General features: G+C 68.7%; 17 protein-coding genes. 8 read left to right on the plus strand and 9 right to left on the minus strand.

Annotated elements, in window-relative coordinates; translation table 11 throughout:
- The first annotated feature begins 283 nt into the window (after nt 1–283).
- Nucleotides 284–418: an ATP-binding cassette domain-containing protein gene (locus N5079_RS06730; RefSeq protein ID WP_261582670.1), complete on the plus strand. Its 135-nt coding sequence runs from the start codon at nt 284–286 to the stop codon at nt 416–418.
- 9 nt (nt 419–427) lie between these two features.
- Nucleotides 428–631 carry a hypothetical protein gene (locus tag N5079_RS06735; protein WP_261582671.1) on the plus strand — a complete coding sequence of 68 codons (204 nt, stop codon included), beginning with the start codon at nt 428–430 and terminating at the stop codon, nt 629–631.
- A gap of 103 nt (nt 632–734) precedes the next feature.
- On the opposite strand, the gene N5079_RS06740 is transcribed toward N5079_RS06735, so the two are convergent.
- Nucleotides 735–1,409, minus strand: coding sequence for a response regulator (locus N5079_RS06740; RefSeq protein WP_261582673.1), 675 nt, complete (start codon nt 1,407–1,409; stop codon nt 735–737).
- On the minus strand, nt 1,406–2,260 hold the full coding sequence (locus N5079_RS06745) for a sensor histidine kinase (RefSeq protein ID WP_261582675.1): 855 nt from the start codon (nt 2,258–2,260) through the stop codon (nt 1,406–1,408). Before N5079_RS06745 ends, N5079_RS06740 begins: the two co-directional genes overlap by 4 nt.
- Nucleotides 2,261–2,392: 132 nt before the next feature.
- Between N5079_RS06745 and N5079_RS06750 the strand changes: the two genes are divergently transcribed.
- Genes N5079_RS06750 through N5079_RS06760 form a run of 3 tightly spaced genes read left to right on the plus strand, consistent with a single transcriptional unit; the run spans nt 2,393 to nt 4,628 of the window.
- Complete coding sequence (locus N5079_RS06750) at nt 2,393–3,097, plus strand: ABC transporter ATP-binding protein (RefSeq protein ID WP_261582676.1); 705 nt, start codon at nt 2,393–2,395, stop codon at nt 3,095–3,097.
- Nucleotides 3,094–3,858, plus strand: coding sequence for an ABC transporter permease (locus N5079_RS06755; RefSeq protein WP_261582678.1), 765 nt, complete (start codon nt 3,094–3,096; stop codon nt 3,856–3,858). Before N5079_RS06750 ends, N5079_RS06755 begins: the two co-directional genes overlap by 4 nt.
- Complete coding sequence (locus N5079_RS06760) at nt 3,855–4,628, plus strand: ABC transporter permease (protein WP_261582680.1); 774 nt, start codon at nt 3,855–3,857, stop codon at nt 4,626–4,628. Before N5079_RS06755 ends, N5079_RS06760 begins: the two co-directional genes overlap by 4 nt.
- A 248-nt stretch (nt 4,629–4,876) precedes the next feature.
- On the opposite strand, the gene N5079_RS06765 is transcribed toward N5079_RS06760, so the two are convergent.
- A complete protein-coding gene (locus N5079_RS06765) occupies nt 4,877–5,203 on the minus strand; it encodes a hypothetical protein (RefSeq protein ID WP_261582681.1) in 327 nt (108 codons plus the stop codon).
- A 77-nt stretch (nt 5,204–5,280) separates the two neighbouring features.
- On the opposite strand from N5079_RS06765, the gene N5079_RS06770 reads away from it, so the two are divergent.
- The 3 genes from N5079_RS06770 (at nt 5,281) to N5079_RS06780 (ending at nt 7,979) form a co-directional block, all read left to right on the plus strand.
- On the plus strand, nt 5,281–5,790 hold the full coding sequence (locus tag N5079_RS06770) for a TauD/TfdA family dioxygenase (RefSeq protein WP_261582682.1): 510 nt from the start codon (nt 5,281–5,283) through the stop codon (nt 5,788–5,790).
- A gap of 123 nt (nt 5,791–5,913) precedes the next feature.
- Nucleotides 5,914–7,299 carry a sensor histidine kinase gene (locus N5079_RS06775; protein WP_261582684.1) on the plus strand — a complete coding sequence of 462 codons (1,386 nt, stop codon included), beginning with the start codon at nt 5,914–5,916 and terminating at the stop codon, nt 7,297–7,299.
- Nucleotides 7,296–7,979 carry a response regulator gene (locus N5079_RS06780; protein WP_261582685.1) on the plus strand — a complete coding sequence of 228 codons (684 nt, stop codon included), beginning with the start codon at nt 7,296–7,298 and terminating at the stop codon, nt 7,977–7,979. The genes N5079_RS06775 and N5079_RS06780 overlap by 4 nt, the downstream gene beginning before the upstream one ends.
- Here N5079_RS06780 and N5079_RS06785 read toward each other — a convergent pair.
- The 6 genes from N5079_RS06785 to N5079_RS06810 all read right to left on the minus strand — a co-directional run bounded on the left by N5079_RS06785 (nt 7,976) and on the right by N5079_RS06810 (nt 12,765).
- Nucleotides 7,976–9,214: an ABC transporter permease gene (locus N5079_RS06785; protein WP_261582687.1), complete on the minus strand. Its 1,239-nt coding sequence runs from the start codon at nt 9,212–9,214 to the stop codon at nt 7,976–7,978. The genes N5079_RS06780 and N5079_RS06785 overlap by 4 nt on opposite strands.
- Before the next feature lie 37 nt (nt 9,215–9,251).
- Nucleotides 9,252–9,917, minus strand: a complete 666-nt coding sequence (locus tag N5079_RS06790) for an ABC transporter ATP-binding protein (RefSeq protein ID WP_261582688.1) — start codon at nt 9,915–9,917, stop codon at nt 9,252–9,254.
- Nucleotides 9,904–11,124: an efflux RND transporter periplasmic adaptor subunit gene (locus N5079_RS06795; RefSeq protein WP_261582689.1), complete on the minus strand. Its 1,221-nt coding sequence runs from the start codon at nt 11,122–11,124 to the stop codon at nt 9,904–9,906. The genes N5079_RS06790 and N5079_RS06795 overlap by 14 nt, the downstream gene beginning before the upstream one ends.
- Nucleotides 11,125–11,131: 7 nt before the next feature.
- Nucleotides 11,132–11,662 carry a hypothetical protein gene (locus N5079_RS06800; protein ID WP_261582691.1) on the minus strand — a complete coding sequence of 177 codons (531 nt, stop codon included), beginning with the start codon at nt 11,660–11,662 and terminating at the stop codon, nt 11,132–11,134.
- Between the two features lie 88 nt (nt 11,663–11,750).
- Nucleotides 11,751–12,548, minus strand: a complete 798-nt coding sequence (locus N5079_RS06805; RefSeq protein WP_261582693.1) for an FkbM family methyltransferase — start codon at nt 12,546–12,548, stop codon at nt 11,751–11,753.
- 76 nt (nt 12,549–12,624) lie between these two features.
- A complete protein-coding gene (locus tag N5079_RS06810) occupies nt 12,625–12,765 on the minus strand; it encodes a helix-turn-helix domain-containing protein (RefSeq protein ID WP_261582695.1) in 141 nt (46 codons plus the stop codon).
- Between the last annotated feature and the right edge of the window lie 10 nt (nt 12,766–12,775).

Genomic DNA, 12,775 nt, shown 5'->3' on the forward strand with positions numbered 1-12,775 from the left:
GGAGTATTCGTCCGCTGGTTGTCGGGTTTCTGGCCCGGATCGTCACCCTCACCCTCCTTGTTGCCCTGGACGCCCTTGACGTGTTCTTCACCGCCAGCGTGCCGTAGGAAGGGGGGCGAAGCCTGTGAGGTGTTCGGTTTTAATCGTCTTCGGAGTCCGGTGAGATGCAAGGGATCTAAACGATCTACCGGGTGCCCGACCTGTGCCCGATCATGGAAGAATCCGATGCCGAAGTCCGATGGTTGGGGCGCTCGACCTGGGGGATAAGGTCCGGGTTTCGGCCATGAAACTGGACACTTCAGTTGGAGAGTTCGGTGCGATCCTGTCGGGCGGAGAGCGTCAGCGACTTGCCGTCGGACGCGCGCTTCTGGCACGGCCCCGACTCCTCCTCGACGAGTCGACGGCGAATCTCGATTGACGGACGGAAATGCTCGTTCGCCAGGCGATCGAGTCGGCAGTGGACGACTGCACCCTAGTGATCGTGGCTCACCGCCTTGCGACCGTCCGGGATGGTGACTCCATCATCGTCTTTGACGAGGGTCGTGTATCGGCACAAGGTACCCATGATGATCTGATGAAGGAGAGCCCGCTCTACCAGGAGCTTGCTAGCAATCAACTCCTTGTCGACTGATTTCGCACGTCGGCCGCCGCGGGCGCAGGCGGCGGCGGGGGCTCGGCGTCGCGCCATGGGCCGCCTGTATAAGAGCCGTCGCTGTCCTGCGAGTCAGGCCTATTCAGCGCGTCGACTGGACGAGGTTGCCCTCGTAGGCGGCGATGACGAGGTGCGCGCGATCTCGTGCCTGGAGTTTGCTCAACAGGTTGCCGATGTGTGTCTTGACGGTCTTGACCGAGATCGTGAGCCTCGCCGCGATTTCGTCGTTGGAGAGCCCGTGACCGACCAAGGTGAGGACCTCGGTCTCCCGCTCGGTGAGAGCCTCGAGGCTCGCCGGCTTGGCGCCTGGGGGCTGCGCGATGTACGCCTCGATGAGGCGTGTAAGGACTCTCGGAGCAAACAGTGATTCGCCTTGATGAGTTCGGCGGATCGCGTCAAGGAGTTTGTCGGGGTGGGAATCCTTGAGGAGAAAGCCGCTGGCACCGGCTTGGAGGGCGGCGCGGACGTACTCGTCAAGCTCGAACATCGTGAGAACGATGACCTTCACGCGTCCGATGCGTGAGTCGGTCATGATGCGGCGGGTGGCTGCGATCCCGTCGGTGCCCGGCATCCGGATGTCCATGAGTACGACGTCAGGACGCAGCTCGGCGCTGAGACTGACGATCTCATCGCCTGTGCCCGCCTCGCCGACCACTGTCATATCAGGATTGGCGTTGATGACCGCGGCGAGGCTGTGACGCAGCAACGGCTGGTCGTCGGCGATGACAACCCGAATCGGGGTTTCGCGGTCGTTCATGGCGTTCGAGCCTCAGGGATACGGGCAGTGACGCGAAACCCGTTCTCGACGTGCTCGGCTTGAAAGGTCCCGCCGATCGCGGTGACGCGTTCCCTGAGCCCCTCGATCCCATGCCCCGATCCCGGGTGAGGGGTCCATCCGTCGACGCGCCCTTCGTCCCAGACGCTCGTGACGATCCAGCCGCCATCGCGACGGATGTAAACGTTCGCGCTAGTGGGTCCAGCGTGCCGAGCGGTGTTCGTGAGGGCTTCACGCACGACGGAGCAGATCGCGAGCTGGGCCCCGGAGCTGATGTCGTCGATCTCGCCGAGCTTGAGAGTGACGGTCGGGCCTGCTCTCTCGGCATCCTCGACGATGGCCGGCAGGTCGTGGAGCGATTCCGCGGGCCGCAGAGGTGCGGCCATATCAGTTGAGTCACGCAGCACGTTGAGCATGCGGCGTAGCTCCGTCGTGGTCTGCCGTCCGATGCGCTCGATATCCGACAGCGCCGCAGCGCTGTCGTCTTCTGCGCCAGGATAACGTGCCGTGGTTGCCCGAACGGTGATCAGGCCAAGGCCGTGGGAGACGATGTCGTGCAGTTCGCGAGCGATTCGCAGTCGTTCCGCCTGTGCCGCACGCTCGCCGGCCCACGCTGTCAGCCGCGCCTCGTACGCCATCCGCTGCCGCCGTGCAAGAAACAGCGCCCACACGGTGACCGTCAACGCCAGCGCGGCGATGACGACCGGAAGGACGACCGCAGCAGCGCCTTCGCGGCTTACCGCGAGAAGGGCGAGTAAGAGCACGACGTGAATGGCGATGGCCAGTGGCCAGACCCGCCGCCTGCGTTCTGGAAGTGCGCCCGCCGCCTCCACCCTCCAAGTCTAAGGACTCCCCGGTGAACAAGGCATCGGTCCACGGTCTGAGAGGCCTGGGTCTGAGCTGCGGGACCAAGTTCCGCCTTCAGCCCGATGACCGGAGGTCGTGCTCCGAGTTCCCATGTGCAGATGATTACGATCGAGAACCTCGTCAAGCGGCGAGGCTCCAAAGAGATTCTGACCGGCATCAGTTTCCAGGGCCGCCCTGGAAGGGTGACCGGGTTCCTCGGCCCGAACGGGGCGGGCAAAAGCTCCACGCTGCGCATTCTGCTGGGCCTGGATCGGGCGACATCCGGCACGGCGCTCATCGGTTCTGTTCCGTTCGTATGGCTTCCTGATCCGCTCCGTACGGTCGGGGCCATGCTGGACGGCTCCGGTGCGCATCGGGCGCGGACGGGCCAGGCGCACCTGCGGTGGGTGGCCCGCTCCGCGGGATTGCCGCGTGCGCGTGTCGACGAGGTGCTCGAGATCGTGGGCCTGACGAACGCGGCGTCGAAGCGGGTCGGCAGCTACTCAATGGGCATGGGGCGCCGCCTCGGGCTCGCGACGGCGCTACTCGGAGACCCGGAGATTCTGATCCTGGACGAGCCGGTGAACGGGTTGGACCCGGACGGCATCCGGTGGATGAGGACCTTCCTTCGCGAACGCGCCGCGTCCGGCCGAACCGTGCTGCTGTCCAGCCACCTGATGGGAGAACTCGCGGAAACGGTCGATGACGTCGTGATCATCAACGAGGGCAAGGTCATGGCGGATGGCACCCTCGACGAGGTCACTGGCTCATACCGCACCCTTGAGGACGCGTTCTTCGCCCTCACCACTGGTGGTTCACTATGAGGACGCTCGCGGCAGAGGCCTCGAAGCTCGCCTCATTGCCTTCGGTGTGGATCGCGCTGGCGGCTGGGGTGCTCGTGCCGAGTGTGATCGCCGGAATCACCGCCTCCGCGACCCTTGGCGCGATCACCCGCGGCGCAAAGACCCTCGCCGGGGTCGACACCGGCTATCAGGAGCTGGCTTTCGGCGTGGTGGGGGTGATCATCCTCGGCGTCGTCGGTATCAGCAGCGAGTACTTCACCGAGAGCGCGGAATCCGGAGGCGGGCGTCAGGTCACCACCAGCCTGACCGCCGTCCCCTCCCGCCTCCGATTCCTGCTCGCGAAAATATCCACGATCGCAATCACCAGCGCGTTACTCGCGATCACCGCGGCAGCGACCACCATGGGCGTCGTCCAGGTGGTGCTCGGCGAGCGCGCCCCAGCATTGGGGGCGGACGATGTTCCGCGGCTGGTCGGTGTGGTCTGCTACTGGGTGTACACCGCGCTCCTCGCCTTCGGGATCACCGTGCTCACCCGCCACGGGGTCATTCCGCTCGCGGTGCTCATCGCAAATACCTCAGTCGTCACCGTCACCTACCTGCTCACGAAGATCACACCGCTGGCGAACTACCTGCCCGACATGGCCGGGGTCCGTATGTTCATTCGGAAGCTCGCCGACAACACCGTCGAAATCAGCCCGCTCACCGGAGGACTGGTCATGACCGCCTGGGTGACGGTGCTGCTCGTGATCGCCGCCATCGCGTTCACGCGGAGGGACGCATGACCACTATCCCTACGCTGGCGACTCGCACCCATGCCCGGGAAGCAGCCCAGGCGCTCGCGGCGGAACTGTCGAAACTTCTCTCTCTTCCGGCGACCTGGCTCACGCTCGGAGGCACTCTGGCAGTGAATCTGATCCTCGCGACCGCGTTCACGATCGCCGGTCTCCAAGGTTCGACCGGCACCAAGAGTGCCCTTGACATCGGACTGGCTTCGATCAGCTACGCGCAAGCCGGCTTCGTCATCCTCGGCGTCCTGGCCGCCTGCTCCGAGTACACCGGCGGGCAGATCCGCACCACGCTGACCGCGATGCCACGCCGCGCCCTCCAGCTCTCCGCCAAGCACCTCGCGCTGGCGATCGTCGTGCTTCCCGCAGCGGCGATCACCGCTGCGTCCGGAGTCGTGCTCACGGCTGCTGCGCTCGGCGACGCGGCTGTGCCCGTCACCTCAGGTCATGTTGCGGCGGCGCTAAGCGGTGTGACCGCTTATCTTGCGCTCACGACGTTGATCAGCGCAGCCGTCGGCGCCCTGGTGCGTCAGACCCTCGCGGCAGTCGTCATCCTGCTGGGATACTTCTTCATCGTCGGACCGCTCCTGCGCGACCATACCCCTGCGGCGAAGTACCTACCGGACAGCGCCGGATTCGCCATGTGGTTCCCGGTAGCCGACAATGCGAGCGCGGTGACACCGGCGCAAGGCGCGCTGCTCCTTACGGCCTGGACCATCGTCCTTATCGCCGTCGCCCTGCTCGGGTATCGCCGCCGGGATTCATGAAGCCTCCGGTCGTCAGCGCCGGCGAGCGCTCGCTCGACGTCCGGACACCGCACGGCACGCCCTCGCGCCGGCGTCACAGCCGCCCGCCGGCGCGGGGCCCTCGACGTCGTCGCCGTCCGCGGGCGCCTCGATGACGTCTGTCCGCTCGAACACGAGGTCGATGCCGCGGCGACGTTGCGCCTGCCGGTAATGTCATCCGCCCAGGTCACGGCTTTGGCTATGGCTTCGCCTGGCGTGATCTCTGGCCGTCAGGGAGGGCTGCGAGTGCGGCATGATGTTTGGCCGTGCTCTTTCGCCTGGCCTATCTCGCCGTCACGAACGCCTTCGCGGCGCTGCGGTTGCTGCCGTTGGGAGATCGGGACAAGGATGTCGAGATTCTCGCCCTGCGTCACCAGATCAGCGTCCTTGAACGGCGACTCGGCGCCGACACCAGAGTGAGATTCGCCCCGGAAGACCGGGCCTTTCTCGCCGCACTCCTGGCGTCGCTGCCCCGCGGGGTCCTGCGCCGGCTGCGGCTCCTCGTCCGTCCGGAAACCGTCCTGCGCTGGCACCGCGATCTGATGAAACAGCGTCACGCCCGCACCTGCCGCTCCAAGCACCCTGGGCGCCCGCCAACCGTCCGCTCCATACGCGCGCTCATCCTTATCGGCGGGTGCATGGCGAGCTCACCACGCTCGGCATCAAGATCGCTCCGTCCACAGTCTGGGAGATCCTCAAACAGGAAGGTCTTGATCCGGCACCCGAGCGGGCGTCCACCACATGGGCCGACTTCCTGCGTTCCCAAGCGGACGCGCTTCTGGCCTGCGATTTGATCGAGACCGCCACCCTCAATGGGCAGCGTCAGTACATCCTGGCCCTCATCGAGCACGCCACCAGGCGCGTCCGCGTGCTCGGCACCACCGCCCACCCGACCGCGAGCTGGGTCACCCAGGCGATGAAGCAGATGGACGAGAACATGTTCGACATGTCATTGGAAAGTGGTGAGTTCTGCTTCATCGACAACTACCGGGTGGTTCACGGTCGCAAGCCGTTCAGGGCCCGGCATGACGGCACGGACCGGTGGCTCAAGCGCTCAACATTACCCGCGACCTGCGGAAGTCCCGTGCGCAGCGGCGGTCCCGGTCGGAGCGGTCCATCTTCTCAAAGCCAGCAGAAAAGCTAGCATGTGGGCGTAGGCACCAAGATCCCCTATCTGCTGGGACAGGTCTTCTGTTGGAGATGGTGGATGTCCTCCCGCTATGGGCTTCGCTCCCGGATAGCCATGTCATACGTGGTAATTTCCGCCATGTCGGCGCTGGTAGCGGGGGGAATCGCCGGTTTCGTCGTCCCCAGCGTGATGAACACGAAAGTGACCGTGCAGACCAGCAACGGCTGCACGCGTCAGGATCGCGCGGGGCTCCTCGGGGCGGGGCAGGCCGCGGGGCTGAGCCTGCTCGCCGACGACCTGACGCGGCAGCAGGACGGCCGGTCCGGCCCAGAGACACTGGCGGCGGTGGCCCGCCGCTGGCTGGCCGCGGGCCCGCCGGCCGATGGCGATGTGGTGCGCGCGGTGGCCGGCCTGGACGGGCGGCTGGTGCAGGCGTCGGAGCCGCCCGTCTACGACGCGGGGTCGACGCCGCCCGGGGTGTCGCCGGGCACGCGGGCGCGCACCGGCGCGATCACGTTATCGGGCAAAGAGGTCGGCTGGGCGATCAACCCGGTGGTGGCGGGCGGGCAGGTGATCGGGGTCGTCTACCTGCAGAACCGCAGCGCCACCGACTGCGGGCCGGTCGTGGACGTCGCCTCCGACGGCGACAACCGGGCGGGACCGGTCTCGGCCGGGCTCGCGCTGGTGGTGCTCGTCCCGGGGTGCCTGGTGTTCGGGCTGCTGAGCACTCGCAAGCTGATCAAACGGATCCAGCGGCTGGCCGCCGGCGCGGCGACCATGGCCGACGGGGACCTGACGGCCCGGGTGCCCGTCTCGGCCGGTGACGAGATCGGCCGCCTGGAAGAGGGCTTCAACGTGATGGCCGAGCGGCTGGTGGCGGCCGGCCGGGTGGAACGGGAACTGGCCGGGGCGCAGGCGCGGCGGCTAGAGCGCACCAGGATCGCCAGGGAGCTGCACGATTCGGTCTCGCAGGATCTGTTCTCGCTAAGCCTGGTGGCCCGCAGCCTGCGGCGCACGCTGCCGGAGAGCTCGCGTTTCCAGGAGCAGGCCGAGTCCATGGTGACGACCGTCGAGCACACGATGCGGGAGATGCGGGCGATGCTCCTGCAGCTGCGGCCGATCGCGCTGGAGGAGGCCGGCCTGGTGGCGACGCTGCGCGACCTGTGCGAGGCATTCCAGGTGCGGCTCGGCGTGACGGTCGACACCGAGCTGCAGGAGGTGCGGCTGGGACCCGGTGCCGAGCACGCCGTGCTCCGGATCGTGCAGGAGGCGCTGAGCAACGCGACCCGGCACGGCGGTGCCCGGCGGATCGAGCTGCGCCTGGCCCAGGAGGGCGAGGACGTCGAGATCGTGGTCCGCGACTACGGCCGCGGCTTCGACAGGGAGCGCAACCAGGACCGGCACGGGATGGGCCTGGAGATGATGCGCGAGCGGGTCATCGAGGTCGGCGGGGTCATCGACGTGGTGAGCGCGCCGGACAGCGGTACGACGGTGCGGGTACGGATTCCGGCGGAGGAAACATGATCCGGGTACTGATCGTGGACGATCATCAGGTGGTTCGCCAGGGATTGCGTTACGTCCTGGAGGACGAGGCGGACATCGAGGTGGTCGGGGAGCGCGCGGACGGGCACGGCGCGCTCGAGGCGATCGACAGCCTGCGGCCCGACGTTGTCCTGCTGGACATGGTGATGCCCGGCATGGGCGGCCTGGAGGTGCTGGAACGGCTCAGAGAGCAGCCGGCGCCGCCCGCCGTGATCGTGCTGACCTCGTTCGTGGAAAACGAGGTGGCGTTGCAGGCGGTGCGCGGGGGCGCGTTGTCGTACCTGTCGAAGACCAGCGCGGTAGACCGGGTGGTAGAGACGGTGCGCATAGCCGTGGCGGGTGGCAGCGTGCTGGACCCGCCGGTCGCGGCGATGCTGGTCCAGCGGGTTCGCGACGACGACGGCCCGGCGAAGGAGGATCCGCTGCGGATGCTGGCGCCGCGCGAGCGGGACGTGCTGGCGGCGCTGGCGCGCGGGCAGTCGAACAGGGAGATCGCCCGGACGCTGTCGCTGAGCGAGACCACGGTCAAGTCCTACGTCTCCAGCATCCTCACCAAGATGAGACTCCAAGACCGCACGCAAGCTGCCATCTTCGGCTTGCAGTGCGGTCTGGTCCCGCTGGGTGAGGCGCTCTCCGCCGACCAGCTCCGGGTGGAGGATTAGCCGGTGGTACGCAGCGCGTCGGTCGGAGACAGCGCCGCGGCGCGCATCGCGGGGTAGAGCCCGGCGAGGACTCCGGACACGATCGCCACGCCGAAGCCGCCGCCGATCGCGACGGGCGGGATCGCGATCCCCCAGTCCTGCGCCATGGCCATGCCCACGGTCACCCCCGAGCCGATCAGCACCCCGCCGAACCCGCCCAGCGCGGACAGCACCAGCGACTCGGTGAGGAACTGGGCGGCGATGTGCACCCGGGTGGCGCCCAGAGTGCGGCGCAGCCCGATCTCCGCCCGGCGTTCCAGCACGGAGATCACCATGACGTTGGCAATGCCGATGGCGCCGACCAGCAGCGCGATCGCGCCCAGCCCGAGGAACAGCGCGCCGGAGGACTGCTTGACCGCGATCTGCGCGGTCAGCGCGTCGGACGGCCGGCTCGCCTTGACCTGGAAGGAGTTGGCCGGGTTGGCCGTGTGGGCCAGCAGGTCGGCGACCTGCGTCACCTGGTCCGGGTCGGTACGCACGTAGATGCGGCTGGGCGCACCGTCGTAGCCGAGCAGGTCCTTGGCCGCGGCGAAGGAGATGAGCGCGGACCGGTCGACCTCGGGCGCCAGGGTGAACGGATCGAGGATGCCCGCGACCGTGAACCAGTGCCCGCCCAGCCACACCCGGGTGCCGGCGTCCAGCCGCACGATGCCCAGTTGCCTGGCCACGTCGTGGCCGAGCACGGTCACCGGCGCGTCCGCCACGGTGAGGAATCGCCCGAGCTTCAGCGACCCCTGGAGGGTGTCGAGGAGCGAGGCGTCCGTAGCGCGCACGGCCAGGCCGCCGGTCTGACCGGTGGGAATCTGGTCGTTGCGGTAGACGCGAGCGGTGCTGATCTGCGCGGTGGGCGCGACCGCGAGGACCCCGGAGATCCGCCGGAGCATCGGCGCGGCCGTGGCGGGCAGCGCGACCTCGGTGCCGCCCAGGTCGTCGCCGTTCACCACGGTCAGCAGGTTGGTGCCGAGCCGGTCGAGCTGCGCCAGCAGGTGGGACTCGCTGGAGTGGGTGACGCCGAGCACCGCGACCATCGAGGCGATGCCGATCGCGATGCCCAGCGCCGATAGCACCGCCCGGGTCCGGCGGGTGCGCAGGCCCAGCGTGCCTGTGGGGATCAGGTCGTACAGCCGGAGCCTGCTGCGCTTGATCTGCGGCCGGGTCCCGACCGCGTCCTTCTCGTCCTGCAGCACGTCGCTCACTGGTGCACCATCCTCTCGCCGGCCGTCACGGGGCCGTTCATGACACCACCACTCCGTCACGTATCTCGATGAAGCGCTGGCAGGCGGCGGCGACGCGCTCCTCGTGGGTGACCACCACCAGGGTCGTCCCCTCCTCGTTCAGCTCGCGCATGATGGAGAGGATCTCGCCGCCCTTGGCCGAGTCGAGGTTGCCGGTCGGCTCGTCGGCGAACACGATGGCGGGGCGGCCCACCACCGCCCGCGCGATCGCCACCCGCTGCCGCTCGCCGCCCGACAGCTTGGTCACCTTGTGGCGCATCCGGTGGGCCAGGCCGACCCGCTCCAGCGCCTCGACGGCCGCCGCGCGGCGCTGCCTGGCCGGGATGCCCCGGTACAGCAGGCCGGAGGCCACGTTCTCGACCGCCGTCAGCGCTTCGAGCAGGAAGAACTGCTGGAACACCACACCGACCCGCCAGGCGCGCAGCCCGGCGAGCTGCAGGTCGGTCAGCACCTCGACGCGCTGGCCGTCCAGGCGCACGGACCCGCTGGTGGGCCGGTCCAGCCCGGCCATCAGGTGCAGCAGGGTCGACTTGCCGGATCCCGAGGCGCCGCGGATCGCGATCATCTCGCCCGCCTCGACGGCGAGGTTCACCCCGCGCACCGACTCCACCGGCGGCTCGCCCGGGTAGACCTTGCGCACGTCACGCAGCTCAAGAACCGTCACCGGGCACCTCCACCAGCATGCCGGGCCGAAGATCGCCGGTCACCTCGGCCATGCCGGTGCTCTCGTCGAACAGCCCGGTCTCGACCGGCACCCGCCGCCGGCCGCCGCCCTCCACCACGACCACCTCGTAGGTGCCGAGCGGCCGGGCGAGCAGCGCCGTCATCGGCACCGCGATCACGTTCTTGTGCTGCTGGGTGACGATCGAGACCTGGACCTGCGCCTGGTCCAGGAACCCGCGGACCTTGCCGGTCAGCTCGATTGTCACCGGCGCCACCGATTTCGCCGCGGCTCCGCTCTCGGTCGCATCGGTGGTGTCGCCGTCGACGGCCACCGCGCCGATGATCCTGATGCGGCCCTTGCGCGTCTTGCCGTCCGGCAGCGTGACCACGACCTTGTCGCCGACGCGGATCTGCGGCAGCTCGGCCGGGGACAGCTGGACCAGCACCGCGGGCGCCTGGCCGGTGCCGTGGAAGATGAGCTGGCCGGGCGCCACGACGCCGCCGACCTTGGTGTCCCAGCCGCCGATCCTGATCGCGGCCGGGGCGAAGACGACCTGGCCCAGCGGCACCTGGCCGGTGACCTTGAGCTTGGCCGCCTTCTGCCAGCGGCGGACGGCGTAGTAGGTCGAGTAGGAGAAGTGCTTGTCGACCGTCAGGTCCTTGCCGTAGCCGAGCGCCTTGAGGTTGCGTTCCAGCTGGAGGACGTCCAGCCCGTTCGAGACGCCCACCTTCAGGTCGCGCCAGGCGGGGCGGTCGCCGTACAGCAGCGGGACGCGCACGCCGTCGAGCTCGTAGGCGGCCTTGCCCCGCTTGACGGTCCTGCCGACCGCCGGCAGCCAGGTGACCACGCCCGCGCGGCTGATGATGACGTTGTACGCGCCGGCGTACCCCAGAGTGCCGTTCACCAGCCGCCGCTCGGCCACGTCGGCCTGCTGGACCTTGGCGGTGGCCAGCGCCAGCCCGGCCGTGGGCGAGGGCGTCGGCTGGGCGTTTCCGGTCGTGGTGACCTGGAACACGGCCCATCCGGCGCCGCCCGTCACGGCCAGGGCCAGCACCGTCATGAGCACGGTACGGCCGCGCCTGCCGCCCGTCCGGCGCTCCGGCGTCGTGCTCATCCGCGCGGGCGTCTCGTCCACCGGCATCTCCTGCCGTCGATCTTCCTGGTGCCTCCCGGAGTTCTGCGTCTCCTGGTCGATGCGCCCGTGCACGCGAACCTCACCCCTTGCTCGTGACCGTCAGACCGCCCGGGGGCAGCTGCGGCTTGCAGGCGTCGAACTGCGTCTGGTACAGGTCCTTGCCCGACGGGCCGCCCAGCCGGGAGGGCAGGGTGAAGCTGCCGTCGGTGTTCGGGTCGGGCCAGTCCGAGATGCCCTTCTGACGCATGCACTGCGCCCATGCCCGCCATTTCGTCATATCGGCCGCGGTCACCGGCTTGCCCTCCGGCCCCTGGTAGGCCGGGATCTTGTCGAGGATCGACTTGCACGCGGACTGGGCCGCGGCCGGCGGCGCCGTCGTGCCGGGCGCCAGCCGCCACTGCCCGTTGCTGTCCTGCACCGGGTCGGGGAAGTTCGGCTCGCCGTTCTTGCGGATGCACTCCGCCAGCTGGCGGTACTGCGCCGCGACGTCATCCGGGCTTCCGGAAGCCGCCGGCGCGTCGGGCTTGCCGCACGCCGTCAGCCCGAAAGCCAACACGCCCGTCGCCGCCATCGCGACCGTTATTCGCAGGACCTTCTTGGAAGGGATCATGTCTTTACCTTCCTCCCCGGGCACCCGTCCCGGCCTCCGCCAAATGTTGCCAACCCATCCCCTTCCTTTGGGGGGTAGGCCCTCCGGATCAGGCTCCGGCGAAGACGATGCGGCGGCCTTCGGCGCTCGCGTCGGCGGCGGGCAGCACGTGGGCGCGGTAGCCGCGCTCGCGCAGCGCCCGCAGGACGATCTCGAGGCGGCCCTCGGTGGCGGTGCCGGGCTCGTCGTGGACCTCCACCGCGAGGTGGCGGATGAGCGGCCAGTGCCGGTCGTCGATGCCGTCCAGCACCTCGATCTCCGACCGCTGTACGTCGATCTCGAGGAGGTCGACGTGGGGCAGTGCCAGTTCCGCGATGACGGTGGACAACCTGCGGAGGGGGCAGGGGTAGGGCACCTCCCGGAAATGGTGCGCCAGCATCTCGTTCAGCAGGTCGGCGTCCTCTCCCAGCGCCCCGCCGTGCTCCCGCACCACCAGCTCCCTGACGAACGCCCGGTCCAGGTCGGTGGAGGCGTGGGCGCGCTGGGCCGACATGATGGAGTAGCCCGGGTAGAAGACGAACTCGGTCTCGCCGTCGTGGTCGGACAGCCCGTGCGGATAGGCCCCGCCGGCCACCTCGTGCCGCCGTAGATTCCTGGTGAGCGCCTCGAGCACGGGAGGCATCGGCTCGAAGGCGTACACCTGGGCGGGGCACATCGCCTTGACGAAGAGCGCGAACATCCCGATGTTCGCGCCCACGTCGCGGACCACCGCGTCCTGTGGCAGCGTCGTTCCCGCAGGCAGGTAGGACCGCTGCGTGAAGATGTCCGTGTAGAGATACCGCGTCTCGTGCGGGTTGATGCCTTCGACCTGCGGGAGGTCGAAGTCCCCGCCAGTGCCCTTGGTCACCGGATCACGCTCCGTCCCTGTACCGCTTCAAAAGTCATCGCACGCGCTTGACCTGCGGGTCGACCTGAGCTGCGGCCTAGCGGGCCAGGGTGTCATGACCGGAGATCTTGCCCTGCTCGATCTGGGAGATGCGCCCCTTGGTGACCCCCATGCGCTCAGCCACCTGCTGCTGAGTCAGGCCACGGCTGCGGCGGATCTCGACCGGGCAGGTTCCCATCTCGACGGTG

The sequence above is a fragment of the Planotetraspora sp. A-T 1434 genome, assembly GCF_025420585.1.
Taxonomy (GTDB): domain Bacteria; phylum Actinomycetota; class Actinomycetes; order Streptosporangiales; family Streptosporangiaceae; genus JAOEGB01.